The following is a 25,055-nucleotide window of genomic DNA, read 5'->3' on the forward strand; positions in this document are numbered from 1 at the left end:
CAGTGTCGGCGTCCTATCATCTGGTGTGCCCGAGACCCCGCCGGTGGAGCTGCCGATCGCCCGGGTGGCTGTCGACGTGTCCCTCAGCCATCTGGACCGGCCGTTCGACTACGCCGTCCCGGCTGCCCTCGACGCCGAGGCGGTTCCCGGTGCGCGGGTCCGGGTCCGCTTCGCCGGCAAGCTCCGCGACGGCTTCGTGCTCGAGCGGCTGGCGGCCAGCAAGCACAGTGGCCGGCTGGCGGAGCTGGCCAAGGTGATCTCGGCCGAGCCGGTGCTGACGCCGGCGGTGGCCAGGTTGGTGCGGTCGGTGGCCGACCACTACGCGGGCACCTTCGCCGACGTGATGCGGCTGGCCGTTCCGCCCCGGCACGCCGCCACCGAGAAGTCGGCGGCCGCCAAGCTCGCGCTGCGACAGGCCGCGGAGGCCGAGGCGGGGTCGCCGACCGCGCCCGCCGCGCTGCTGCCCGAGCTCGGACCGGCGGAGCCGGACGGGCCCTGGGCGGCGTACCCGACCGGGCCGGCGCTGCTGACCGCCCTTCGTGCGGGGCGCAGCCCACGGGCCGCCTGGCAGCTGGTGCCCGGCGCCGGCGCGAGTGGCGACTGGGCCCTGGGCTTCGCGCTGGCCGCCCGGGCCACCGTCGAGTCCGGTCGCGGCGCGGTGGCGGTCGTGCCCGACATGCGTGACCTGGACCGGCTGAAGACCGCCTGTGCCGCGGTCCTCGGACCGCGCTCGTTCGGCGTCCTGAGCGCCGACCTCGGACCGGCGGCCCGCTACCGGGCCTTCCTCTCGGTGCTGCACGCCGACGTCCGGGTCGTCATCGGGACCCGGGCCGCCGCGTTCGCGCCGGTGAGCGATCTCGGTTTGGTGGCGCTGTGGGACGACGGCGACGACCTGTTGTCGGAGCCGCGGGCGCCGTACCCGCACGCGCGCGACGTGCTCGCCCTGCGGGTGGCCCAGGCAGGTGCCGGCGCGGTCTACGCCGGCTACGGGCGGACCGCCGAGCTGCAGCAGTGGGTCGACCGGGGCTGGCTGACCGAGCTGGCCGCTGACCGACCCCGGCTGCGGCACGCCGCTCCCCGGGTCAAGGTGACCGCCGACTCCGACCGGGCGCTGGAGCGCGACCCGATCGCCCGGGCGGCGCGGGTGCCGCGCGAGGTGTTCGAGGTGATCCGCGCGGCGCTGCCGCAGGGGCCGGTGCTGATCCAGGTGCCACGCGCCGGCTATCTGGTGTCGCTGGTCTGCCAGACCTGCCGCGAGCCAGCCCGCTGTCGGCACTGCGGCGGCCCGACTCGATCCGAGCGCGCAGCGCAGGGCCAAGCGTCGACGGTCAGCTGCAGCTGGTGCGGACGCCTCCAGGTCGACTGGGCCTGCGCCGTGTGCGGTGGCCGGTCGCTGCGCGCGCCCGTCGTCGGCGCGTCCCGGACGGCAGAGGAGTTCGGCCGGTCCTTCCCGAACACGCCGGTGCGGCGGTCGATGGCGGGCGCGGTGCTCACCGGGGTCCCCGCGGATCCGGCCCTGGTCGTCGCCACTCCGGGAGCCGAGCCGCCAGCCGAGGGCGGGTACGCCGCAGCGGTGCTGCTCGACACGGCGCTGCTGCTGCTGCGCCCCGACCTGCGCGCCGCGGAGGAGGCACTGCGGCGCTGGCTGAACGTGGTGGCCCTGGTCCGCGGCGGCGCCGACGGCGGATCGGTGATCGCCGTGGGGGACAGCACCGGACGATCACTGCAGGCGCTGGTGCGCCTGGACCCGGCCGGCTACGCGGCCAGGGAACTGGCGGAGCGGGCCGAGGCCCACTTCCCGCCGGCGGTCAAGATGGTGCTGGTGGAGGGCCGCAGCGAGGCGCTGGCGGAGTTCACCGCGCTGGCCGAGCTGCCCGACCCGACAGACGTCCTCGGACCTGTGGAGATCGGGCTGCAACCCGGCGGTGAGGTGATGCTGCACCGCCTGACCCTGCGTACGCCACTGGCGTCCGGTGGCCGGCTGGTCAAGGCGGTCAAGGACGTGACAGCGATCCGCAGCGCGAAGAAGAGCGAGGGCGCTCTCCGGGTCCGGGTCGACCCGGTCGCCGTCGGCTGACCGCTGCGTACCCGATCGGGCCGGGTCGGTGGGGCCGTAGACTCCTGCGGTGCGACTTGTCTTTGCCGGTACGCCCGAAGTGGCGCTGCCCTCCCTGAACGCCCTGCTGGACTCCGACCACGAGGTGGTCGCCGTGGTCACCCGCCCGGATGCCCCGAGCGGTCGTGGCCGCAGCCTGCGACCGAGTCCGGTCGGTGCCCGCGCCGCCGAGCTCGGGCTGGAGGTGCTCAAGCCCGCTCGCCCGCGCGAGGAGGACTTCATCGCCCGGCTGCGCGAGCTGGCACCTGACTGCTGTCCGGTGGTGGCCTACGGCGCCCTGCTGCCGCAGCAGGTACTCGACATCCCCACCCACGGCTGGGTCAATCTGCACTTCTCGCTGCTGCCCGCCTGGCGCGGCGCCGCACCGGTCCAGCACGCGGTGCTGGCCGGCGACCGGGTCACCGGGGCCAGCACCTTCCAGCTGGTCGCTGCGATGGACGCCGGTCCGGTCTTCGCCACCGTCACCGACACCATCGGTCCCACCGACACCTCCGGTGACCTCCTCGGCCGGCTCGCGCAGTCGGGCGCCACCCTGCTGCGCGACACCATGGACGGCATCGCCCGCGGCGATCTGCACCCGGTGCCGCAGCCGGAGACGGGGATCACCTTCGCCCCCAAGATCACCGTAGAGGACGCCCGGATCGACTGGTCCGCGCCGGCGGAGGTGGTCGACCGGCGGATCCGCGGCTGCGCACCGGCGCCGGGAGCCTGGACGATGTTCCGCGGTGAACGGTTCAAGATCAACAGCGCGACCGCCGTCGACCAGCAGCTGGCGCCTGGCGTCTTTGAGGTGACCAAGCGCTCGGTCCGGGTCGGCACCGGCAGCACCGCGCTGGAGCTCGGCCAGGTCCAGGCCCAGGGCAAGAAGCCGATGGCGGCCGCCGACTGGGCCCGTGGCATCTCCTTCGCGCCCGGCGACTCCTTCGATCCCGCATGAGCGGGCCACGCCCGGGTGCCGCCGCCGGCCCGGCGAAGGTGCCGGCCGACCGAGCCCGCCGGGTCGCCTTCGACGCGCTGCGGGCGGTCCACGCCGACCAGGCGTACGCGAACCTGGTGCTGTCCGATCTCCTCAGCGCCCGCCGGATCACCGGCCGGGACGCGGCGTTCGCCACCGAGCTGCTGGCCGGCACCTGTCGGATGCAGGGGACGTACGACCAGATCCTGGCCACGGCGGCCGGACGCAAGCTGTCCAGTCTCCAGCCGGCCGTGGTGGACGTGCTGCGGCTCGGCGTCCACCAGCTGCTGGGCATGCGGGTACCGACCCACGCCGCGGTGGGCGCCACCGTGGACCTGGCCACCGCCGCGATCGGGCGCCGGGTCAGCGGTCTGACCAACGCCGTGCTGCGCAAGGTGGCCGCCGACGACTACGACGGCTGGGTGGAGCGTCTCAGTGCGGGCCTCGACCGGCTCGACCAGCTGGCCCTGCGCCACGCCCATCCTCGCTGGATCGTGGCGGCGTACGCCGACCTGCTGCCCGACGACGAGCTGGACGCGGCCCTGGCCGCCAACAACGTCAGTCCGGTCACCACGCTGGTGGTCCGCCCGGGCCTGGCCGAGGTCGGCGAGCTCCGCGACCTGGGCGCCGGACCGGGGCGGTGGTCACCGTTCGCGGCGACCTGGGAGGGCAACCCCGGCGACCTGGCGGCGATCCGCACCGGTACGGCCGGCGTGCAGGACGAGGGGTCACAGCTGGCCGCCTGGGGTCTGACCAGAGCCGAGGCCGCGCCCGGACGCTGGCTCGACCTGTGCGCCGGACCCGGTGGCAAGTCGGCCCTGCTGGCCGGTCTGGCCGGCGACGAGGGAAGCCGGGTGGTGGCGTCGGAGATCAGTCCGCACCGCGCCCGGCTGGTCGCCGAGGCGGTCCGGCGCTACCCCGACGACCAGGTGGCGGTGGTGATCGCGGACGGCACCCGGCCCGCCTGGCCGGCTGGCAGCTTCGTCCGTGCCCTGGTCGACGTCCCCTGCACCGGGCTGGGCGCGCTGCGTCGCCGGCCGGAGTCGCGCTGGCGGCGCGAGACCGACGCGGTCGAGCAGCTGCACGCCCTTCAGCTGGCCCTGTTGCGCGCTGCCGTCGACGCGGTGGCGCCGGGTGGGGTGGTGGCCTACGTGACGTGCTCCCCGCACCGACACGAGACCGTCGACGTGGTGGAGACCGTGCTCGCCGAACGCGGTGACCTCGAGGTGCTCGACGCCGCGACGGTGATCACCGACGCCGCCGGACTGACCGACGCCACGGTGGGGCCGTACCTGCAGCTGTGGCCGCACCGGCACGGCACCGACGCCATGTTCGCCGCCTATCTGCGGCGCCGTGGCAGCGGTCCGACCGGCTAGAGTCGGTCCGTGGGAATCCAGATCATGCCGAGCCTGCTCTCGGCCGACTTCGCCAACCTGCAGGCCGCGATCGAGTCAGTGCCGAGCGCCGACGCGCTGCACGTGGACGTGATGGACAACCACTTCGTGCCCAACCTGACGCTCGGTCTGCCGGTGGTGGAGTCGCTCCGCGCCGCCACGCCGGCCATGCTGGACATCCACCTGATGATCACCGAGCCGGACCGCTGGGCGCCGGCCTACGCCGAGGCGGGGGCGGAGTCGGTCACCTTCCACGTCGAGGCCGCCGCGGCGCCGGTCCGGCTGGCCCGTGAGCTGCGAGGCCGTGGCGCCCGCGCCGGGATGGCGCTGAAGCCGGCCACCCCGATCGAGCCGTACGCTGACCTGCTGCCCGAGCTCGACATGGTCTTGGTGATGACCGTCGAACCGGGCTTCGGTGGCCAGAGCTTCTTGGATCTCACCCTGGCCAAGATCACCCGAACCCGCGCCCTGCTGGCCCGCCACGGCGGCGACATCTGGCTCCAGGTCGACGGTGGCGTGTCGGAGCAGACCATCGAACGGTGCGTCGAGGCCGGCGCGGACGCCTTCGTGGCAGGGTCGGCCGTGTTCGGGGCGGACGACCCGGACGCCATGGTTCGGCGGCTGCGCGAGCTGGCCGAGTCGTCCTCGACCGCCTCGGGCTAGCCCTCGTTGCGTCGGCGCAGATAGCGCTCGAACTCGGCCGCGATGGCGTCGCCGCTGGCCTCTGGCAGGTCGGTGGCGTCCTGCTGCTGTTCCAGCGCGGCGACATACTCGGCCACCTCGGCGTCCTCGGCCGCAAGCTCGTCGACGCCGCGTTCCCAGGCCCGCGCCAGCTCCGGCAGGTCGCCCAGCTCGAGTGGTGCGTCGACCAGGTCCTCGATCCGCGACAGCAGGGCCAGGGTCGCCTTGGGGCACGGCGGGTGTGACACATAGTGGGGGACCGCCGCCCACACCGAGATGGCCTTCATCCCCGCCCGGGTCAGCGACTCCGCCAGCACCCCGACGATGCCGGTCGGGCCCTCGTACGTCGACGGCTCCAGCCCGAACTCGGCCGCGATCCCCTCATCCCGGCTGCTGACCGAGATCGGGACCGGCCGGGTGTGCGGGGTATCGGCCAGCAGCGCGCCGAGGACCACCACCCGCTCGGCCTTGGCCGACACCAGGGCGGAGGTGAGCAGAGCGCAGAACGGGCGCCAGCGCATGTTCGGCTCCACGCCCTGGACCAGCACCAGGTCGCGGCCGTTGGGCAGCTTCGCGGTCCGGACGTCGGTGCTCGGCCAGGTCAGCGACCCGGTGCCGTCCTCGTCCAGGCTGACCACAGGGCGGTTCACCTGGAAGTCGTAGAAGTCGTCGGGGTCGAGCGAGAACGCCAGCTCGGCGTCGTACTGCTCACTCAGGTGCTCGACCGCGGCCGAGGCCGCCGACCCGGCGTCGTTCCAGCCGGAGAAAGCGACCACGACCACCGGGTCCTGCAGCCCGCGAAGGCCGGGGTTCGCCCGCGATCCAGACTCGTCCGCACTGCTCATGCGATCAACATTAGTCACCGTTGCGCGTAACGACGACGGATGACCAGCAGCGCGACCGACGAGATGATGGCGACCCCCACCAGATAGAAGCTGGGCGACAGCAGCGTGCCGCTGCGGCTGATCAGCCAGGTCAAGATGATCGGCGCGAAGCCACCGAAGATGGTGACCCCCAGGTTGTAGGAGATCGACAGCCCGGTGGTGCGGATCGCTGTCGGGTACATGCCGCTCAGCAGACCCGGCAGCGGCCCGAAGTACAGCGCCATCAAGATGCCGAGGACGATCTGGACCAGGGTCAGCATCAGCACGGTCGGAGTGGCCAGCAGCACCAAGAACAGCGGGACCGCGGCGACCAGGGTGACCAGGGCCGCCGTCCGCATGATCTTCAGCGGACCGATGTGGTCCGCCAGCCGGCCGACGAAGGGCACCCCGATCAGGCTCACCAGGCCGCTGATGATGCCGCCGAGGAAGCCGGCATAGCGGGGCAGCTCGAGGTTGGTGACCGCGAAGGTCGGCATGTAGAGGATCAGATAGACCAGCAGCGAGGCCAGTCCGACCGCACCGGCCGCGGAGAGCACCCGACCCCCGTGGTTCACCACCGTCTCCCGCAGCGGCGACTCGGAGTGCTCGGCGGCCTCGAACTCCGGCGTCTCGGACATCCGCAGCCGGATGTAGAGCCCGACCGGCCCGATCAGCAGACCGAAGAAGAACGGCACCCGCCAGCCCCACGAGCTCAGCTGCTCAGCAGTCAGGGTGACGTTCAGCACGAAGCCGAACGACGACGCCAAGAACATGGCAGCACCTTGGGTGGCGACCTGCCAGGAGGCGTAGAACGCCTTCCGGTTCGGGGCGTTCTCGACCAGGAAGGTCGTCGCGGTGCCGAACTCGCCGCCGGCGGAGAAGCCCTGCACCAGCCGGGAGGCCAAGATCACCAGACCGGCGGCCGGGCCGATCATGGCAGCGGTCGGTGCCAGGGCCATGATCGCGGTGCCCACCGTCATCAAGGCGATGGTCAAGGTGAGCGCCTTCTTGCGACCTGCCCGGTCGGCGTACGTCCCCAGCACGACCGCCCCGAGCGGGCGGATGAGATAGGACGTGGCGAAGGTGCCGAAGGTGAACAGCAGGCCGGTCACGCCCTCGGCGTCAGGGAAGAACAGCTTGCTGATCACCACCGCGAAGGAGGCGTAGACGATCACGTCGAACCATTCCAAGGCGTTGCCCAGGGAGGACGCGATCACCGCCTTGCGGGCGGTGCGCTGCTGTTCGGGGGTGAAGACCAGGGTCTGGCTCACGTCGTGCTCTCCTCGGCTGGGTGCGGTCGGGCTCAGGTGGTGCGAAGGCGGTCGATCAACTGGTCGACGAAGGCCTCGCAGGCTTCGATCTGGTCGAGCGCGATGTACTCGTCGGCCGCGTGCGCCTGGGCGATGTCGCCGGGTCCGCAGACGACGGCGTCGATGCCCGCCGCCGAGAACTGACCCGCCTCGGTGCCATAGGTGACCTTGTCGGTCGAGGCAATACCCCCTAGCGCCGTTGCCAATCCATACGCCGGTCCGTCGGGGCTGCTGTCCAGGCTCGGCACCTGGGCCAAGACGTTCACCGCGACCCGCGCCTCGGCGTGCTCGGCCTGCATCTGCGCCTCCAGCTCGCGTGCGTGAGCGGTGATCTCGTCGATCACCGCCGCCGGGTCGTCGGCACCGACGGTACGGAACTCCGCCAGGATCCGGCACCGCTCGGGCACGGTGTTGCTGGCGATGCCGCCGTCTGCGATGTTCACCCCGGCGGTCGTCCACGGCACGACATAGGCGTTGTCGAACGGTCCGTCGGCACGGCGGGCGTCGGCCAGCTTCCGGATGGCGGTGATGGCCTTGGCCGCGTACTCGACGGCGTTGACGCCGTCGGGAGTCAGCGACGAGTGCGCCGCTTTGCCGGTGAAGACCAGCTCCACCAGGTTGCTCGACTTGTGGCCGACGATGACCCGCATGCTGGTCGGCTCGCCGACCACGCAGGTGGTCGGCGGCTCGGCCCGGTCGCCGAGGGCCGCGGCGATCCTGGCCCCACCGAAGCAGCCGATCTCCTCGTCGTAGGAGAACGCGAGATGGACCGGCTCGGACAGCGACGCTGCCGCCAGCTCGGGCAGTCGGTGCATGATCACTCCGATGAACGACTTCATGTCCGCGGTGCCACGACCGTAGAGGCGGCCGTCGCGGACCACCGGGGTGAAGGGGTCGCTGGTCCAGGTCTGACCGTCCACCGGCACCACGTCGGTGTGGCCGGAGAGCACCACGCCGCCGCCGGTCGACCCGTCCGCCGCCGGCAGGGTGAGCAGCAGGTTCGCCTTGGTGTGGTCGTCGTTGGGGATCCGCTCGGGCGACAGGCCGAGGCGGTCCATCTCCGCCTCCAGCACCGCGATCAGCTCGAGGTTGGAGTTGCGGCTGGTGGTGTCGATCGACACCAGTCTGGTGATCCAGGGCAGGGAGGCCGGGGTGGAGGGTGTCTCGGTCGTCATCGCGCCAGTCTTTCGCATCGGTGCTGGGGCGCAGCGGTGGGTGGTGCGAACGATTCTTCGATCGCCGTACGGCTCTGGAAGAATGGGCGGGTCATGAGCGAATCAACCCTGCCGTCCACGTCCACCCTCGCCGCCGTCCTGTGGGACTTCGACGGCACACTCGCCGATACCGAGCCGCTCTGGGTCGCCGCGGAGTATGAGCTGGTGCACAGTCTGGGCGGGCAGTGGGACGACGAGCACGCCGAGCAGCTGGTCGGCAACGCGCTGATCGACTCCGGCGCCTACATCTTGAAGGTGATCGGCCGCGAGGACCTCTCCCCGGAGTGGGTCGTGGAGCAGCTGGTGAGCCGGGTGGTGACCTCGCTCAAGGCGAACCCGATCCCGTGGCGGCCCGGAGCGCTGGAGCTGCTGGCGGCGCTGAATGAGGCCGGCGTCCCGTGCGGCCTGGTGTCGGCCTCGTATCGGGTGCTGCTGGACGCCGTCTTGTCCCAGCTGCCCGCGGGCAGCTTCACCGTGACGGTGGCGGGCGACGAGGTCAGCCGCGGCAAGCCGCACCCCGAGCCCTACCAGAAGGCCTGCGAGCTGCTCGGCGTCCAGGCCAGCAGCTGCGTGGTGTTCGAGGACTCCGACACCGGCGCTGCCTCGGGCAACGCCGCCGGGGCACTGGTGGTGGCGATCCCGAACCTGGTGCACGTCCCGCCGGCCCCGCGCCGGGTGCATGTCGCGTCCATGACCGAGCTGGATCCGGCGGCACTGCGCCGGCTGCTCGATGAGTCCGATGCGCACTAGCCGGGTCGCGGCGCTGCTGCTGGCACTGCTCACCGCGACCGGCTGCAGCCTGTCTCAGAACAACCCGACACCGACCCCGGGCAGCACCGGCTCGCCACGGCCGTTCACGGTGATGTCCACCGACGCCATCCGGGTGACCGACCCGGCCGCCATGGTCGATGCCGGCTCCGCGGTGCTGGCCGAGAGCGCCTTCCAGCGGCTGATGACCGCCGAGCCCGGTGCCGACGTACTGAAGCCCGACGCTGCGCGGGACTGCCTGTTCACCGCCGCCGCCGTCTACACCTGCACGCTGAACGAGAACCTGGCTTTCCACAACGGTCACCCGCTCACGGCCAGCGACGTCAAGTTCAGCATCGAGCGAGCCGCCCGTCTCGATGTCGCCGGGTCGTCGGCCTCGCTGCTGTCGTCGCTCCGCCGGATCGAGACCCCGGACCCGCTCACGATCCGGTTCGTGCTCAGTCGGGTGGACACCCAGTTCGGCTGGGCGCTGGCCTCACCAGCCGCCTCGCTGGTCGACGAGGAGGCCTACAGCACCGACGACGTGCAGGATCCGGCTGCTCCGATCGTCGGCTCCGGCCCGTTCTCGGTCACCTCCTACGACGAGAAGACCCTGGTGCTCGCCCGCTATACGGCGTACCGCGGGCGCACCCCGGCGCAGCTGGACACCCTCCGTTACCGCACCGCGCCGGACTCCGCCACGATCGAGACGGCGATGGCCAAGGGCGAGGTCGACGTTGTCTGGCGCGGCCTCAGTGCGGCTGCCGTGACCCGTTATCGCCAGCAGGCCGCGACCAACCCCGAGGCCCGGACCGGCGACGGCTTCGTCCTGCGCCAGCTGCCCGGCCTGCGGGTCCACCAGCTGATCTGGAACCCCGGCTCGCGCCGGCGCGCGGACACCGCCCTGCGCAAGGCGATCGCCACGGCGCTGCAGTCCGACCGGACCTCCGACTCGGTGGTGCCCAGTGGCGTCCCGGGCCATCTGACAACGTTCCCCGCCGGCGGACAGGCGAAGCCGAAGATCTCCTGGCCGAACCGGATCCCTTTGACCCTGAGCTATGACTCCACCATGCCGGACGGACGTGATCTGGCCAGCCAGCTCCGCAGCCGACTCGAGGACACCGGCGGGATGAGTGTCCGGCTGCGTCCCGACGACCCCGGGGCCGACCTGCAGCTGGTCGACCGCAAGGCCTGGACCTCGACGGCGCTGGCCTGGTTGCAGCCCTATCTGGACGCGCCGCTGGGCGCCTCGGCCCGCACCGTGGCGGCCACGTCGACGCAGTATCGGGCGACCACCACCGACGCCGAGGCACTACAGTTGCTCGGCACGCTGCAGACGCAGGCCGCCGCGGACGCGACGGTGCTGCCGGTCAGTCAGGGCGACGAGTATCTGTTCGCCCGGACCGGCGTCGACGTCGCGGACACCTCCTGGGCACCAGGCTGGCAACTCGGACTGTATGGGATCACGAATGGCTGACACGACCGCGTCTTCCGACGGAGGCGCCGCGACCACCGAGCGCACCGACCCGGACGGAGCCGAGTTCTCCGGGGTCCGGCTCGGTCCGCTACGCGCCGGCGAGCGGGTGACGCTCAGCGACCCGAAGGGCCGCAAGCACTCCATCCTGCTGGCCGAGGGTGCCCAGTTCCACACCTCCAAGGGCGGGATCCGCCACGACGACCTGATCGGCGGGCCCGAGGGCGTGGTGGTCCGCTCGGTCGGCGGCGTCGACTACCTGGCCCTGCGCCCGCTGATGGCCGACTTCACTGTCGCGATGCCCCGCGGCGCCCAGGTGATCTATCCCAAGGACGCCGCCCAGATCGTGATGGGCGCCGACATCTTCCCCGGAGCCCGGGTGGTCGAGGCCGGTGTCGGGTCCGGCGCGTTGAGCTGTGCGCTGCTGCGGGCGATCGGTCCGACCGGCCGGCTGCGGTCGTACGAGCGTCGCCCCGACTTCGCCGAGATCGCCGCGCGCAACGTGGAGAACTTCCTCGGCCGGCCCCACCCGGGGTGGCAGGTCCGCGTCGGCGACCTGGTCGAGGAGCTCGACGACGAGCCGGTGGACCGCGTCGTGCTCGACATGCTCGCGCCGTGGGAGTGCGTGGACGCGGTCGGCGCGGTCCTGGTGCCCGGGGGAGTGCTGTGTGCCTACGTGGCCACCACCACCCAGCTGAGCAAGACGATGGAGACGATCCGGGCGCACACCGGCTTCACCGAACCGGAGGCCAGCGAGACCATGTTGCGTGGCTGGCACGCCGAGGGTCTGGCCGTCCGTCCCAAGCACGCCATGGTCGGCCACACCGGTTTCCTCATCACCACCCGGCGGCTGGCCCCAGGCGTGAGCGCACCGCTGCCCAAGCGCCGACCGGCCCCCGGCGCGTATGGCGAGGATTACACCGGCCCCCGTCGCTGACCCGGGTAGGGTTTCGTCAGGAGGTGCGACATGACGACACCGTACCCAGATCGACGCCCCGACGAAGAGCGCGAACGCCTGATAGCGCAGATCGGCACGCTCAGCGACGAGATCACCCGCCTGCGGGACCGGCTCGCCTCCCATCCACATGACCTGAGCCTGCTGGAGCGGCGGCTGACCGACGCCCGGACCGAGGCCCGTGCGCTGGGCTCCAACAACGAACGCCTCGCTGCCACGTTGCGCGAGGCACGCGACCAGATCATCACCCTCAAGGCCGAGGTGGACCGGCTGGCCCAGCCGCCGGCGAGCTTCGGGGTGTTCCTGGGTCCAGGGGAGGAGCACACGGCCGACATCTTCACCGCCGGCCGCAAGATGCGGGTCAGTGTCAGCCCGGACGTGGACCTCGACGAGCTGACCCCGGGCCGCGAGGTGATGGTCAACGAGGCCCTCAACGTGGTCAAGGCGATGGAGATCGACGACGTCGGCGAGGTCGTGCTCCTCAAAGAGGTGATGGAGGACCGGACCCGCGCGCTGGTCGTCGGCCACGGCGACGAGGAGAGCGTGGTCCGGTTGGCTGAAGGTCTGCGGGCCGAGCACCTGCGCTCGGGGGACTCGCTGCTGATCGACCGGCGAGTGCACTTCGCCTATGAGCGGGTGCCCAAGCTGGACGTCGAGGAGCTGGTGCTGGAGGAGGTGCCCGACATCGACTATTCGGTGATCGGTGGCCTCGGGTCCCAGATCGAGGCCATCCGCGACGCCGTCGAGCTGCCGTTCCTGCACCGTGACCTGTTCGCCGAGCACGAGCTGAAGGCGCCCAAGGGCATCCTGCTGTACGGGCCGCCGGGTTGTGGCAAGACCCTGATCGCGAAGGCGGTGGCCAACTCACTGGCCAAGAAGGTCACCGAGCGCACCGGGCAGGAAGGCCGCAGCTTCTTCCTCAACATCAAAGGCCCTGAGCTGCTCAACAAGTATGTCGGCGAGACCGAGCGGCACATTCGGCTGGTCTTCCAGCGCGCCCGGGACAAGGCGTCCGACGGAATGCCGGTGATCGTCTTCTTCGACGAGATGGACTCACTGTTCCGCACCCGCGGGTCGGGGGTGTCCTCCGACGTCGAGAACACCATCGTGCCGCAGCTGCTGAGTGAGATCGACGGCGTCGAAGGCCTCGACAACGTGATCATCATCGGCGCGTCCAACCGTGAGGACATGATCGACCCCGCGATCCTGCGACCGGGTCGTCTCGATGTCAAGATCAAGATCGAGCGGCCCGACGCTGAGGCGGCACGGGAGATCTTCAGCAAATACCTGCGTCCCACGCTTCCCTTGCATGCTGAGGATCTGGCGGAGTTCGGCAATGACCGAGCGGCCACCGTTCAGGCCATGATCGACCGGACGGTTGAGCGGATGTACGAAGACTCCGAGGAGAACCAGTTCCTCGAGGTGACGTACGCCGGCGGCGACAAGGAAGTCTTGTATTTCAAGGACTTCAACTCTGGCGCGATGATCCAGAACATCGTCGACCGGGCCAAGAAGATGGCGATCAAGGACCTGCTGGACACCGGTGCCAAGGGACTGCGGATCGGTCACCTGCTGCAGGCGTGCCTGGACGAGTTCGCCGAGAACGAGGATCTGCCCAACACCACCAACCCCGACGACTGGGCCAAGATCTCGGGCAAGAAGGGGGAGCGGATCGTCTTCATCCGGACCCTCATCTCCTCCAACAAGGGGACCCAGCCCGGCCGCTCGATCGACACCGTGACCAATACGGGCCAGTACCTCTAGGTCCGCCGCGCCCGGACCAGGGCGTACGCCCCGCGCCAGCCCAGCAGCAACACCGCCAGGGTCACGGTGGCGACGATCACGAACGCGGTCTGGGCGGTGTCCCCGCTGGCCAGCCGCAGGGCCACGCCGCCGATCACCGCAGCCGGCCACACGACCAGCCCGGTCCGCAACGACGTAGGGCGCCGCCAGCCCCGGGCGGCCACGAGTCCCGCCAGATAGCCGGCCAGGAACGGCCACGCGGTGTCCGCCACGCCCAGGGGGTCCAGCGACTCGTCGTGACTGGAGCGACCGATGGCGGCGAAGGCCAGCACGCACACGAGGTCGATCCCGATCACTGCTGAGCGTTTCATCGGGTCAGCCTACGTCGAGGCGGCCACTACGCTGGACGCATGGTGGACGTTGCGGTGATGGGCATCGAGACCGAGTACGGCATCAGCGCGCTCGGCGGCCCGGCCGACCCTCAGCTGCACCCGATGCAGCTGTCCAACCACGTGGTCAAGGCGTACGGCTTCTCCGCGGCCGGACAGCCGGCGGGCTGGGACTACGAGACCGAGACCCCGCTGCGTGACATCCGCGGCTACGAGCTGAGCCGCGCGCAGGCGCACCCGGACCAGCTGACCGACTCCGACCTGGGGATGGCCAACGTCATCCTCACCAACGGCGCCCGGCTCTACGTCGACCACGCGCATCCGGAGTATTCGGGGCCGGAGGTGACCTCGGCGATGGACGCGGTGCGCTATGACAAGGCCGGCGACGTCGTGATGGCCATCGCCGCGCAGCGCGCCAGCGCCTCACTCGGCCGATCGGTGCGGCTGTACAAGAACAACACCGACGGCAAGGGTTCCTCCTACGGCACCCACGAGAACTACCTGCTCAACCGCGCGACCCCGTTCGACCGGGTCGTCACCCAGTTCACCGGCTTCCTGGTCTCCCGTCAGGTGCTCACCGGCGCCGGCCGGGTCGGTCTGGGACAGTCCAGCCAGGACGCCGGCTTCCAGATCAGCCAGCGGGCGGACTTCTTCGAGGCTGAGGTCGGCCTGGAGACCACGCTGAACCGGCCGATCATCAACACCCGCGACGAGCCGCACGCCGACGCCACCCGGCACCGGCGGCTGCACGTGATCACCGGCGATGCGAACCTGTCGGAGATCTCGACCTACTTGAAAGTGGGTACGGCGGCCTGGGTGCTGCGGGTGATCGAGGCCGGCACGCTCGGCACCGACCTGCGGCTGGCGCTGCCGGTGACCACGTTGCGAGCGATCAGCCACGACCCCACCTGTCGCGCCACCGTGCGGCTGGTCGACGGGCGGGAGATGACCGCAGTGGACCTGCAGGAGATCTATCTCGACGCCTGCCGGTCCTATTTCGACACCGTCGCCGCAGACCTGTCCGAGACCGCCCGGTTCGAGGCCAAGGATCTGTTCACCCGCTGGCAGGACTGCCTGGACGCGCTGCGACGTGACCCGTTGGAGCTCGCTGACCAGCTGGACTGGGTGGCCAAGCTGAAGCTGATGCAGTCCTACCGCGACCGCGACGCACTGAGCTGGGACGACCCGAAGCTCGCCCTGATCGATCTCCAGTACGCCGACGTCGACCCGCGCCGGAGTCTGTACGCCGCGCTGGTGGCCAAGCAGAAGATGCAGACCCTGATCGCCCCGGACGAGGTGGAGCGGGCGCGGGTCCAGCCGCCGGAGGACACCCGGGCGTACTTCCGCGGCCGGATGATGGACAAGTTCGGCGCCTCGGTCGTCGCCGCGTCGTGGGACTCGGTCATCTTCGACGTACCCGGCCGGTCGGCGCTGCAACGGATCCCGCTGCTAGACCCACTGCGTGGTACCCGCGAGCAGGTGGGAGCCATGGTGGACTCCTGCCGCGACGTGACCGAGCTGTTCGCGGCCCTCGGGCGCTGAACCGTCGCCGGCTCCTACTAGGCTTGGCGCACGAGAACTGAGGAGCATCATGGCTGAGTCAGAACAGAGTTCACGCAAGACGCGGCGCACCGAGTCCGAGTCGGAGGTCGAGGAGCTGCCTGCCACCGACACCGCGCATAAGGCCGAGCTCGACTCCGACGTCGACTCGTTGCTCGACGAGATCGACGACGTGCTCGAGGTCAATGCCGAGGAGTTCGTCCGGTCCTTCGTCCAAAAGGGTGGCCAGTGACCGACCGCAGCTTTGTCCCAGGCCTGCCCGCTGAGTTCCTGCGGACCGGCTCATCCTCCTTCACCGAGTTCGCTCAGTCGGTGGCGCCCAACGTGCTGCCCACGGCGCGCAGCGGCGGCGCGGGCGCGGGTGACCTCGCCCCGCACGGCACCACCATCGTGGCCGCGGCCTTCCCGGGCGGGGTGGTGATGGCAGGGGACCGACGCGCCACCATGGGCAACCTGATCGCCCAGCGCGACATCGAGAAGGTCTTCCCGGCCGACGAGTTCTCCATGGTCGGCATCGCCGGGTCGGCCGGCATCGCCGTCGAGATGGTCGGCCTCTTCCAGGTCGAGCTCGAGCACTACGAGAAGCTCGAGGGGGCGCCGCTGTCGTTGGTCGGCAAGGCCAACCGGCTGGCGACCATGATCAGGCAGAACCTGCCGCTGGCCATGCAGGGGCTGGTGGTGGTGCCGCTGTTCGCGGGTTGGGACCAGGCCAGTGAGGCTGGCCGGATCTTCTCCTACGACGCCACCGGCGGCCGCTACGAGGAGCACGCCTTCTTCTCCGTCGGCTCCGGGTCGATCTTCGCCCGCGGCTCGCTGAAGAAGCTCTACCGGCCGGATCTGGACGCGGCCGGCGCCACGATGGCCGTCCTGCAGTCGCTCTACGACGCCGCCGACGACGACTCCGCCACCGGTGGACCGGATCTGGCCCGGCGGATCTTCCCGGTGGTGATGATCGCGGGCCCGCACGGGGTGGAGCGGGTCACCGACGAGGAGGTGGCCGCGATGGTCACCCGCCTGGTCGAAGCCCGAATGGAGCGTCCCGACGGACCAGGAGCACCCCTGACATGAGCATGCCGTTCTACGTCGCGCCCGAGCAGCAGATGAAGGACCGCGCCGACTTCGCCCGCAAGGGCATCGCGCGCGGCCGCTCGGTCGTCGTCCTGCACTACGCCGATGGGATCCTGTTCGTCGCCGAGAACCGGTCCCAGGCCCTGCACAAGGTGAGCGAGATCTACGACCGGATCGGCTTCGCCGCCGTCGGGCGCTACAACGAGTTCGAGAACCTGCGGACGGCCGGCATCCGCTACGCCGACCTGCGCGGCTACAGCTATGACCGGACCGACGTCACCGCCCGCGGATTGGCGAACGCGTACGCCCAGCTGTTGGGCACCATCTTCTCCTCCGGCTCGGACAAGCCGTATGAGGTGGAGGTCGTGGTTGCCGAACTCGGCACCGAACCGGCCCTGGACCAGATCTACCGGCTGACCTATGACGGCTCGGTGGGCGATGAGGAGGACTTCGCCGTGATGGGCGGGTCGGCCGAGGTCGTGGCCGACACGGTACGCGCCGGCTTCCGCCGCGACCTCGGCCTGGCCGAGGCCATTCGGCTGGCGGTGGACGCGCTCAGTGCGGACGGCGGACCGAATGCCGAACGCCGGGTGATCGAGGTGACCTCGCTCGAGGTAGCCATCCTCGACCGCTCCCGCGCCCTGCCGCGCAAGTTCCGCCGGATCAGCGGGGAACGGCTCGCCGACCTGCTGGCGCCGTCGCAGGCGCCGGCGGAGCCGGCCGCGAAGACCGCCACCGCGGACGGCTCCCTGGGCACCACCCCGGTCGACGGCCCGGCGGGCGAAGCGCCGCAGTGACCGGCTCGCCCGCTGCCGGGCTGAGCCGGGGCACATCGCCGCGCCAGGTCGTGGTCATTGGCGCCGGCCTGGTCGGGGCGTCCGTGGGCTGCGCCCTGAGCCGCCACGGCGATTTGGTGCACCTGAAGGACCTCCGCCGCAGCCATGCCCGGGTGGCGGCCGAGCTCGGGGCGGGCACCCTGGACGAGCCCGATCCCGCCGCGATCGACCTGGTGGTTGCCGCGGTCCCCCCGCGTGCACTGCCGGACGTCATCCGCGGCGCCCTGGCGGACTACCCCCAGGCCACGGTGACCGACGTCGGGTCGGTCAAGGCCGGGGTGCTCGCGGCGTTGTGGGACACCACCCCCGGGCTCGATCGCTATGTCGGATCGCACCCGATGGCGGGCTCCCAGCACTCCGGGCCGCTGACCGCGCGCGCTGACCTCTTCGACGAACGGACCTGGGTGATCACCCCGCACCGCCGTTCGGCGGCCGCGTCGGTGCTGCGGGTGCACGAGCTGGCGTCGGCCTGCGGCGCCCGTGCGGTGCAGATGGACGTCGACGACCACGACGCCGCGGTGGCGCGGGTCTCGCACCTGCCACACCTGATGTCGGTGCTGATGGCCGGCCACCTGACAGCAGTGCCGGAGGAGGACCTGGCACTGGCCGGCCAGGGCCTGCGGGACGTCACCCGGATCGCCGCCGGAGACCCCGGCTTGTGGGAACAGATCCTCGGCGCCAACTCCGCCGCGGTGCTGACCGAGCTCAGGCAGGTCCGTGACGACCTCGACCACCTGGTCGAGGCCATCGAGCAGCCAGGTGCTCCAGCGCTGCGGCAGCAGCTGACGCGCGGGGTCGACGGGACGAGTCGGATCCCTGGCAAACACGGCGCCCGCGCGGTGCGCTACGAGCAGGTGGTGGTGGCCATCCCGGACGCGCCGGGGGCGCTCGGTCGGCTCTTCGCCCAGGTGGGCGAGGCCGGGGTCAACGTGGAAGACATCGCCATCGAGCACGATCAGGTGCGCCAGGTCGGCTATCTGTCGCTGTCGGTGGCACCCGATCAGGCGGCCGGACTGGTCGCCACGATGACCGAGCACGGGTGGCAGGTCCAGCCCTGAGCTGCACGCCCGGCGGTGACCCGCTGATCTCCCGGTACCCTTGCCAGCGTGTCAACGCCAGTGCAGCAACATTCCGACCGGGTCGTCATCGCCATCGACGGACCGAGTGGTTCGGGCAAGTCGAGCACCTCGCGGGGGGTGGCGAGCCGACTGGGAGTCGCGTTCTTGGACACCGGCGCGATGTATCGAGCCGCCACCTGGCTGGCGATGACCTCCGGCGTCGACCTTGACGACGCCACCGCCGTGGCCGAGCTGATCCGTGCCGCGACGTTCGACATCAGCCTGGACCCGACGGCCCCGACGATCGCCATCAACGGCACCGACGTCAGCCAGGCCATCCGCGCGCCGGAGGTGTCCGCCGCGGTAAGCATGGTGGCCACCAATCTCGACGTACGAGCAGAGCTCGTCGCTCGTCAGCGCGCCTACATCGCCGAGTCCGAGCACGGCATCGTGGCCGAAGGACGCGACATCACCACCGTGGTCGCCCCCGACGCACACATCCGGGTGCTGCTGGTGGCAGACCCGGCCGCCCGGGTCGCACGCCGTCAGGCCGAGCTCGGCGGCACGGTCGACGAGGCAGCGGTCACCGACCAGGTCATTCGCCGCGACCGCGACGATGCCACCGTCGCCCAGTTCGAGGCCGCCGCGCCGGGCGTGACGGTCGTCGACTCCACCCATCTGAGCCTGGAACAGGTCATCGACGCGATCTGCGAGCTGGTCACCGTGGGCGCACGGCAGTGACGGGCCGGGCCGCTGGTCGTCGCGCCGACGACCGACGGACTACCCTGGCCCGAGCCCCCAAGTACCACACCGAGCCCGTCCAACGATCGGCTCGACCGCGAAACATCAAGATCGTCGAGGAACTTCATGACTGAGTCTGCTAGCGCGGAGACGCCGATCCGGCCCGTCCTCGCCGTCGTGGGGCGACCCAACGTGGGCAAGTCCACGTTGGTCAACCGCATCATCGGCCGCCGAGAGGCAGTCGTCCAGGACGTGCCCGGGGTGACCCGCGACCGCGTGTCCTATGACGCTCACTGGAACGGCCGCGAGTTCGTTGTGGTCGACACCGGAGGTTGGGCCCCGGACGCCAAGGGGATGGCCGCCCAGATCGCGGAACAGGCCGAGCTGGCCATCGCCGCCGCCGACGCGGTGCTCTTCGTGGTCGACGCCACCGTCGGCACGTTGGACGTGGACGAGGCTGTGGTGCAGGTGCTGCGACGCAGCAAGAAGCCTGTCGTCCTGGCCGCCAACAAGGTGGATGACCAGCGGACCGAGGCCGAGGCTGCCACCATGTGGAACCTCGGGCTGGGCGAGCCGTACGCCGTCTCTGCGCTGCACGGGCGCGGCAGCGGTGACTTGCTTGACGCGATCATGGCCAAGCTGCCGGAGGCTCCACGGGAGCGCTTCGTCGAGGAGCGCGGGCCGCGTCGGGTCGCCATCGTCGGAAAGCCCAACGTCGGCAAGTCGAGCCTGCTGAACAAGCTTGCGCACCAGCAGCGCGTGGTGGTGGACAACGTCGCCGGCACGACGGTGGACCCGGTGGACGAGATCGTCGAGGTGGACGGCAAGCTCTACACCTTCATCGATACCGCCGGGATCCGTCGCCGGATCAAGGAGGCGTCGGGACATGAGTACTACGCCAGCCTGCGTACCCACGGCGCGATCGAACGGGCCGAGGTGTGCGTAGTGGTGATCGACGCCAGCGAGCCGGTGACCGAGCAGGACCTGCGGATCATGACCTCGGTGGAGGAGGCAGGTCGTGCGTTGCTGATCGCCTTCAACAAGTGGGACCTGACCGACGAGGAGCGGCGCCGCTATCTGGACCGCGAGATCGAGCGCGACCTGGTCCAGTTCGAGTGGGCCGGCAAGGTCAACATCTCCGCCGCCACCGGTCGGCACGTCGACCGTCTCGGGCCGGCCATCGAAGAGGCGCTCGCGGGCTGGGAGACGCGCATCTCCACGGGCAAGCTGAACGCCTTCCTCGGCCGGATCGTGGCCGCGCACCCGCACCCGGTGCGCGGTGGCAAGCAGCCGCGGATCCTGTTCGGCACCCAGGCCCAGACCGCGCCGCCGACCTTCGTGCTCTTCACCTCCGGCCAGATCGAGGCGGGCTACATCCGCTTCGTCGAGCGCCGGCTGCGGGAGGAGTTCGGCTTCATCGGTACGCCGGTGCACGTCGAGGTGCGGGCCCGGGAGAAGCGCAAGAACCGCTGACGACCCGAGCCCGGGCGACACACCGGCGTGGCCGAAGGTGAGGTTCGGGCTCGCTTCTAGTACAGTTTCCCCTCGTGGCCGAACCCGTAAGGGCTGAGGTTAACGGGCTGTAGCGCAGCTTGGTAGCGCACCTGACTGGGGGTCAGGGGGTCGCAGGTTCAAATCCTGTCAGCCCGACCGAAACGCCCTGGTGAGAGGCAACTTTCACCAGGGCTTAGTCGTTCTTGGATGTGGTCACTGGCTGGTCCACCTGCTGAATCTGCTCGAGCCTTCTGCTGACGATGGAGCAGTCGTGTCCAGACAAAGAGGTGCGACGTGTTCACCTTGCCCCGAAGGGGGCGGCCATCTTCACGTACAGCGAGCGAGCGGCATGTCCTCGACTTTGGACCAGACGTAACAGGGCAGCCTCAGTGATCAGAAGATCCCAGCCCTCTCGCGCGGTGAGGCGTTGATCGGTCGAGACCAGCGCCGTTCTGGATGGAAGAACATCCATCCGAGGGATGGGGTGTCGGCGGCGACAAGGCAGAATCCGACGCTGCCGCGCTGCCGCCGCCGACATCACTATCGAGCGCTCCGCCAATAGACGATCTTCTTCGGGCATCTGAGCCGCCCGGTCCGATGGCGGACCGCCGGGAAAGGCGGCCTCAGGCGGGAACGCGATCCAGGAAACCGAGGACTGTAGCGATGCGGCCTGTCTCGTCCGTCACGAGGACATCGAATCCGATGATGGCGGGTGGCTCGCCCGCGGGACCGAGACCCCACTGGAATCGTGTCTGCGAATGGTGGCTGTCGGCTGTCCCGACGTGGGTGAAAACGAATCCAGGGAACTGGGCGTGCACAGCGTCGATGACGGAGCTAATGCCGTCGTGGCCCCGAACCGATGCCATCGGGTCGACGTAGGTGGCGTCACTGGCCCAGTGCTGAGCGAGCGAGGCCTTCCGCACGTTGGCGTCGGACGTGTTCCAGGTGTCGAGGTAGGCGTCGACGAGATCGGTCATGAAGATTCTCCTTCGTAGAGGGGTGGAACTGACGGCTACAGTCGACCCGAGCGAGGTCATGTTGTCGATGACGTCGGAGGTAATGTCCTCATGCACCTGCTAGCTACGCTCAGACCATGATCTTCGCGAATGAGCCGCCGCCCGCAGTGGGAGCCCTGATTCGCACCTGGCGTCAGCGCCGGCGGCTCACCCAGATGCAACTCGCCACAACCACGGAGATCTCGACGAGACATCTGAGCTTCGTCGAGACCGGAAGATCGACGCCCACACCCCAGATGATCGACCGAATTGCCAACTCGCTCGAGGTCCCGCTACGCGAAACGGAATGCACTGTTCATCTCGGCCGGGTACGCGCCGCAGTACGCTCAGCACGACCTGAGATCGCCGGAGCTACACGCCATCGCGGATGCCTTCCGAACCCTGCTCGATGCCCATCTGCCCCACCCCGCCCTGGTGCTCGACCGGTGGTGGGATGTCGTGGATCGGAACACCGCCACCGACCTCCTGCTCGCGGGTTGCGCCGCCGAACTGCTTGAGCCGCCGGTTAATGTGATCCGGCTGTCTCTGCACCCCGACGGCCTGGCTCGACGCATCCAAAACCTGAGCCAGTGGCGCTCCTTCCTCCTCGGACAGGTGCGGCATCGCTACGAACGGACCGCCGACTCACGCCTGGGTGAGCTGCTCACAGAGGCCAGGGCGTACCCCGGCGGTCAGGGGCCCGCGGCAGTGTCCAACGAGGTTGTGGTTCCGCTGCGACTGCTGGTGGGCGATACGGAGCTCCCGTTCTTCAGCATCGCGGCGTCGGTGATCTCTGCGGTCGACGTCACGGTTGACGAGCTGCACATCGAGGCCTTATACCCCGCGGACGCCGCCACTATGACCGCCCTCCAGCGGCTGTCAGTCCAGCACAGGCGCGGTCAGGTCACTGCGTGACAGCGGAGCGCTGACCAGTCCTGGCATTCGGTCCGCCAGTCGTCGCCGAACGGCCCACACAGACTCCGCGAGACATGCCGCGCCTGTCCAAGCCAGTCCGGGCAGGCAAGGAGACCAGTTAGCGTCTCAATTCGGCTGACCTGACCGCAGCTTTCGATGCGGAGCGGGTGTGTCTCTCCGCAGAGGCCCCCGACGAGAGTCGATCCGCGAGAACAGCCCTTGCCTCCGTAGGCCGAGTGGCCTACTCTCAGTCTATGCGACCTGACACTAGACCGATCGGTCGACGAAGGAACCCGATCATCGAGGCGGCTCGCCGCGACCAGATCATCGAAGCCGCGATCCAGGTCGTGGGAAGGATGGGCTACGCGCAGACATCACTGGCCCGGATCGCCGAGCAGGCCGTCATCTCCAAGAGCGTGATCTCGTACCACTTCACGAGCAAGGAAGAGCTCCTGGAACAGGTCGTGACGCAGATCTACGGCAACATCTGGGAATTCGTCGAACCACGGCTTGTCGCCGAGAACACGGCCGAGGGCAAGGTGAAAGCCTTCATCTCCTCACAGCTTGAGTATCTGCGGGACCACCGGGCGCAGCTGCTGGCCGTTGGCAGCATCGTGACCAACCATCGCAACGACGATGGCAGTCTGCACTTCGAGGCCGAGTCGAACGACACGGTGGTCGCGATGCTCGCCGACATCCTGCGCCAGGGGCAACGTAACGGGGAGTTCCGGGAGTTCGATGCCAAGGTGATGGCGATCAGCATCAACCAGAGTCTGGACGGAGCCCTCGCGCAGTTCGCCAAAGATCCCGCAGAGGACCTCGACGTCTATGCGGGCGAACTCGTCACCTTGTTCGCACTCGCCACCTCACGCGGTGTTGAGCGGCCATGAGTCTCAGTCGCCGCGGCGTCAACTACGACGTGGGCACCAACTACCTGTCCGGTGGACGCCTGTCACGGCAGGTCTGGCGCGACGACTTGGTGATCACGGAGATTCAGGCGATCCGTCGTGAGCTGCATGCCAACGCCATCGGCATCTTCGGCACTCCCGTCGATCGCCTCGTGCAGGCCGCCGAGGTGGCATTGGACGAGGATCTCGAAGTTTGGTTGCAACCGCGGCTCGTCGATGGCAGCCGCGAGCAGACCTTGGATCAGCTGGCCACGATGGCGGAAGCCGCCGAGGTCTTGCGCCGGCGGCATCCAGGAGTGGTGCTCAATCTTGGGTGCGAGTTCACCATCTTCATGGCGGGCCTCGTTCCAGGAACCACCCATGCCGAACGAGCCGCCCACCTGGCATCGCCGCTGTCGTGGCCGATGGTTCCGCGTTACAACCGTCGGCTGAACGCCTTCCTGGAGGACGCAGTGGGCACGGCCCGCGCCCGCTTCGCCGGCCAGATCACCTACAGCGCCGGGCTGTGGGAGCGGGTGCGCTGGCAGCGATTCGACGTCGTGGGCCTGGACTACTACCGGTTGCGATACAACCGAGCCCGCTATGTGCAGAATCTGCGCCGATTCCAGCGATGGGGCAAGCCGGTGATGATCACCGAGTTCGGGTCCGGCAGCTATCGAGGCGCGGCGGAGAAGGGGCCGACGAGCCACGATGTCATCGATATGAGCAGCGGGGTGCCCCGTTTGAACGGAGACTATGTCCGCGACGAGCAGGTGCAAGCCGATCAGCTGTCTGAGCTGCTTGACATCTACCAAGCCGAGGGTGTGTACGGGGCGTTCGTGTTCGAGTTCATCGAGCCCTACAACCCGCACTCGTCCGATCCGCGCAGCGACGTCGACATGGCCGGGTACGGCATCGTCACCGTCCTGCCCGGAGATGACGAACGCCCGTACCGATGGAAGCCCAAGGCTGCGTTCCACCTGATCGCGAACCGCTACTCCCAGAATTCCATCGACTGATGTCCGAGCCGGCACCGCCGTCGAGCGGTGCCGGCGCAAGAAGCAGCGCCGATCTGCGGCGGGCCGTGGCATCGGATGTTCCCCCACTGCCTGCTGCTCGGTCGGCTAGGCCGACGCGAGCAGCAGGAGGGGCACCGTTTGCGTTACGCGACGGCGGTTCCTTCGAGTTCGACCATCTGGCTGGGGATCGCAAGACGGGTCACCCCGAGCATCGTGGTCGTGGGCGCGACCCCGGCCGCTCCCAGCCGTCCGGCGAGGACTCCGTAGTGCGGGAACAGCGTGTCCACATCGGTGGTGTAGACGTTGAGGCGGACGAGGTTCGCCAGCGACATGCCGGCCTCAGCGAGCACGGCTTCGAGATTGTCCAGGGCCAGCGCGAACTGGGCCGCGATGTCCCCGTTGTGCTCGGGCCGGCCGTCGGGGCTCATGGCGGTCTGCCCCGAGATGTAGAGGGTCCGGGTCTGCCCGGAGACGACCTCGCCCTGGTTGAAGCCCAGTTCCTGCGACCACATCACCGGGTTGACTGCTGTTCGTTCCATTTGCGACTCCAATCGTTGCGACTGCGAACACCCGGCGGCTGGGTAGCCGTCGTCTCTGACGCCCGCGCACCCAGCCTTCCAATGAATCACGACACCTTGTGT

The 25,055-nt window shown here is 69.7% G+C and carries 24 protein-coding genes, 1 tRNA gene and 1 pseudogene; 20 read left to right on the forward strand and 6 right to left on the reverse strand.

Features of this window, described 5'->3' with window-relative positions:
* The first annotated feature begins 25 nt into the window (after window positions 1-25).
* Genes AC1XX3_RS13275 through rpe form a run of 4 tightly spaced genes read left to right on the forward strand, consistent with a single transcriptional unit; the run spans window position 26 to window position 5,128 of the window.
* A complete protein-coding gene (locus tag AC1XX3_RS13275) occupies window positions 26-2,077 on the forward strand; it encodes a primosomal protein N' (protein ID WP_483321613.1) in 2,052 nt (683 codons plus the stop codon).
* 49 nt (window positions 2,078-2,126) lie between these two features.
* Window positions 2,127-3,053, forward strand: a complete 927-nt coding sequence (gene fmt, locus AC1XX3_RS13280; protein ID WP_483321614.1) for a methionyl-tRNA formyltransferase — start codon at window positions 2,127-2,129, stop codon at window positions 3,051-3,053.
* Window positions 3,050-4,447, forward strand: coding sequence for an RsmB/NOP family class I SAM-dependent RNA methyltransferase (locus tag AC1XX3_RS13285; RefSeq protein WP_483321615.1), 1,398 nt, complete (start codon window positions 3,050-3,052; stop codon window positions 4,445-4,447). The genes fmt and AC1XX3_RS13285 overlap by 4 nt, the downstream gene beginning before the upstream one ends.
* A gap of 9 nt (window positions 4,448-4,456) precedes the next feature.
* Complete coding sequence (rpe, locus tag AC1XX3_RS13290) at window positions 4,457-5,128, forward strand: ribulose-phosphate 3-epimerase (protein WP_483321616.1); 672 nt, start codon at window positions 4,457-4,459, stop codon at window positions 5,126-5,128.
* Here the strand turns inward: rpe and AC1XX3_RS13295 are convergent.
* Genes AC1XX3_RS13295 through argE form a run of 3 tightly spaced genes read right to left on the reverse strand, consistent with a single transcriptional unit; the run spans window position 5,125 to window position 8,494 of the window.
* A complete protein-coding gene (locus AC1XX3_RS13295) occupies window positions 5,125-5,991 on the reverse strand; it encodes a PAC2 family protein (RefSeq protein ID WP_483321617.1) in 867 nt (288 codons plus the stop codon). The genes rpe and AC1XX3_RS13295 overlap by 4 nt on opposite strands.
* Before the next feature lie 14 nt (window positions 5,992-6,005).
* Window positions 6,006-7,280 (reverse strand): MFS transporter, encoded by a 1,275-nt coding sequence (locus AC1XX3_RS13300; protein WP_483321618.1) that lies wholly within the window; start codon window positions 7,278-7,280, stop codon window positions 6,006-6,008.
* Window positions 7,281-7,312: 32 nt separating this feature from the next.
* Entirely contained in the window at window positions 7,313-8,494 is a 1,182-nt protein-coding gene (gene argE, locus AC1XX3_RS13305) for an acetylornithine deacetylase (RefSeq protein WP_483321619.1), read from the reverse strand.
* Between the two features lie 93 nt (window positions 8,495-8,587).
* Here argE and AC1XX3_RS13310 point away from each other — a divergent pair, with 93 nt between their 5' ends.
* From AC1XX3_RS13310 to arc, 4 genes and pseudogenes are all read left to right on the forward strand, one after another.
* Complete coding sequence (locus AC1XX3_RS13310) at window positions 8,588-9,283, forward strand: HAD family hydrolase (RefSeq protein WP_483321620.1); 696 nt, start codon at window positions 8,588-8,590, stop codon at window positions 9,281-9,283.
* Window positions 9,273-10,757, forward strand: a complete 1,485-nt coding sequence (locus tag AC1XX3_RS13315) for an ABC transporter substrate-binding protein (RefSeq protein ID WP_483321621.1) — start codon at window positions 9,273-9,275, stop codon at window positions 10,755-10,757. Before AC1XX3_RS13310 ends, AC1XX3_RS13315 begins: the two co-directional genes overlap by 11 nt.
* Before the next feature lie 82 nt (window positions 10,758-10,839).
* Window positions 10,840-11,691, forward strand: a pseudogene (locus tag AC1XX3_RS13320) (tRNA (adenine-N1)-methyltransferase); the annotation flags it as partial.
* A gap of 30 nt (window positions 11,692-11,721) precedes the next feature.
* Window positions 11,722-13,473 (forward strand): proteasome ATPase, encoded by a 1,752-nt coding sequence (gene arc, locus AC1XX3_RS13325; RefSeq protein WP_483321622.1) that lies wholly within the window; start codon window positions 11,722-11,724, stop codon window positions 13,471-13,473.
* Here the strand turns inward: arc and AC1XX3_RS13330 are convergent.
* Window positions 13,470-13,823: a DUF3054 domain-containing protein gene (locus AC1XX3_RS13330; protein ID WP_483321623.1), complete on the reverse strand. Its 354-nt coding sequence runs from the start codon at window positions 13,821-13,823 to the stop codon at window positions 13,470-13,472. The two genes, arc and AC1XX3_RS13330, sit on opposite strands and share 4 nt — an antisense overlap.
* A gap of 39 nt (window positions 13,824-13,862) precedes the next feature.
* Here AC1XX3_RS13330 and dop point away from each other — a divergent pair, with 39 nt between their 5' ends.
* From dop to AC1XX3_RS13370, 8 genes are all read left to right on the forward strand, one after another.
* Window positions 13,863-15,383, forward strand: a complete 1,521-nt coding sequence (dop, locus tag AC1XX3_RS13335) for a depupylase/deamidase Dop (protein WP_483321624.1) — start codon at window positions 13,863-13,865, stop codon at window positions 15,381-15,383.
* 49 nt (window positions 15,384-15,432) lie between these two features.
* On the forward strand, window positions 15,433-15,633 hold the full coding sequence (locus AC1XX3_RS13340; RefSeq protein WP_483321625.1) for a ubiquitin-like protein Pup: 201 nt from the start codon (window positions 15,433-15,435) through the stop codon (window positions 15,631-15,633).
* Window positions 15,630-16,469 carry a proteasome subunit beta gene (prcB, locus tag AC1XX3_RS13345; RefSeq protein ID WP_483321626.1) on the forward strand — a complete coding sequence of 280 codons (840 nt, stop codon included), beginning with the start codon at window positions 15,630-15,632 and terminating at the stop codon, window positions 16,467-16,469. The genes AC1XX3_RS13340 and prcB overlap by 4 nt, the downstream gene beginning before the upstream one ends.
* Complete coding sequence (gene prcA, locus AC1XX3_RS13350; RefSeq protein WP_483321627.1) at window positions 16,466-17,266, forward strand: proteasome subunit alpha; 801 nt, start codon at window positions 16,466-16,468, stop codon at window positions 17,264-17,266. The genes prcB and prcA overlap by 4 nt, the downstream gene beginning before the upstream one ends.
* Window positions 17,263-18,363: a prephenate dehydrogenase gene (locus AC1XX3_RS13355; RefSeq protein WP_483321628.1), complete on the forward strand. Its 1,101-nt coding sequence runs from the start codon at window positions 17,263-17,265 to the stop codon at window positions 18,361-18,363. The genes prcA and AC1XX3_RS13355 overlap by 4 nt, the downstream gene beginning before the upstream one ends.
* 48 nt (window positions 18,364-18,411) lie before the next feature.
* The gene (cmk, locus tag AC1XX3_RS13360; protein ID WP_483321629.1) at window positions 18,412-19,104 is read left to right on the forward strand and encodes a (d)CMP kinase; all 693 of its coding nucleotides are present in this window, start codon (window positions 18,412-18,414) and stop codon (window positions 19,102-19,104) included.
* 12 nt (window positions 19,105-19,116) lie between these two features.
* Window positions 19,117-20,577 (forward strand): ribosome biogenesis GTPase Der, encoded by a 1,461-nt coding sequence (der, locus tag AC1XX3_RS13365; RefSeq protein ID WP_483322108.1) that lies wholly within the window; start codon window positions 19,117-19,119, stop codon window positions 20,575-20,577.
* Between the two features lie 103 nt (window positions 20,578-20,680).
* A tRNA-Pro gene (locus AC1XX3_RS13370) sits at window positions 20,681-20,754 on the forward strand.
* A gap of 467 nt (window positions 20,755-21,221) precedes the next feature.
* Here the strand turns inward: AC1XX3_RS13370 and AC1XX3_RS13375 are convergent.
* Window positions 21,222-21,575, reverse strand: a complete 354-nt coding sequence (locus AC1XX3_RS13375; protein WP_483321630.1) for a nuclear transport factor 2 family protein — start codon at window positions 21,573-21,575, stop codon at window positions 21,222-21,224.
* Window positions 21,576-21,691: 116 nt separating this feature from the next.
* Here AC1XX3_RS13375 and AC1XX3_RS13380 point away from each other — a divergent pair, with 116 nt between their 5' ends.
* The 4 genes from AC1XX3_RS13380 to AC1XX3_RS13395 all read left to right on the forward strand — a co-directional run bounded on the left by AC1XX3_RS13380 (window position 21,692) and on the right by AC1XX3_RS13395 (window position 24,414).
* Window positions 21,692-22,111 (forward strand): helix-turn-helix domain-containing protein, encoded by a 420-nt coding sequence (locus AC1XX3_RS13380; protein WP_483321631.1) that lies wholly within the window; start codon window positions 21,692-21,694, stop codon window positions 22,109-22,111.
* Window positions 22,029-22,508: an MmyB family transcriptional regulator gene (locus AC1XX3_RS13385; protein WP_483321632.1), complete on the forward strand. Its 480-nt coding sequence runs from the start codon at window positions 22,029-22,031 to the stop codon at window positions 22,506-22,508. Before AC1XX3_RS13380 ends, AC1XX3_RS13385 begins: the two co-directional genes overlap by 83 nt.
* A gap of 254 nt (window positions 22,509-22,762) precedes the next feature.
* Window positions 22,763-23,398 (forward strand): TetR/AcrR family transcriptional regulator, encoded by a 636-nt coding sequence (locus AC1XX3_RS13390; protein ID WP_483321633.1) that lies wholly within the window; start codon window positions 22,763-22,765, stop codon window positions 23,396-23,398.
* A complete protein-coding gene (locus AC1XX3_RS13395; RefSeq protein WP_483321634.1) occupies window positions 23,395-24,414 on the forward strand; it encodes a hypothetical protein in 1,020 nt (339 codons plus the stop codon). The genes AC1XX3_RS13390 and AC1XX3_RS13395 overlap by 4 nt, the downstream gene beginning before the upstream one ends.
* Window positions 24,415-24,557: 143 nt before the next feature.
* Here the strand turns inward: AC1XX3_RS13395 and AC1XX3_RS13400 are convergent, their stop codons facing one another.
* Window positions 24,558-24,953: a RidA family protein gene (locus AC1XX3_RS13400; protein WP_483321635.1), complete on the reverse strand. Its 396-nt coding sequence runs from the start codon at window positions 24,951-24,953 to the stop codon at window positions 24,558-24,560.
* Window positions 24,954-25,055: the final 102 nt, after the last annotated feature.

It is taken from the genome of Microlunatus sp. M237 (assembly GCF_056896895.1).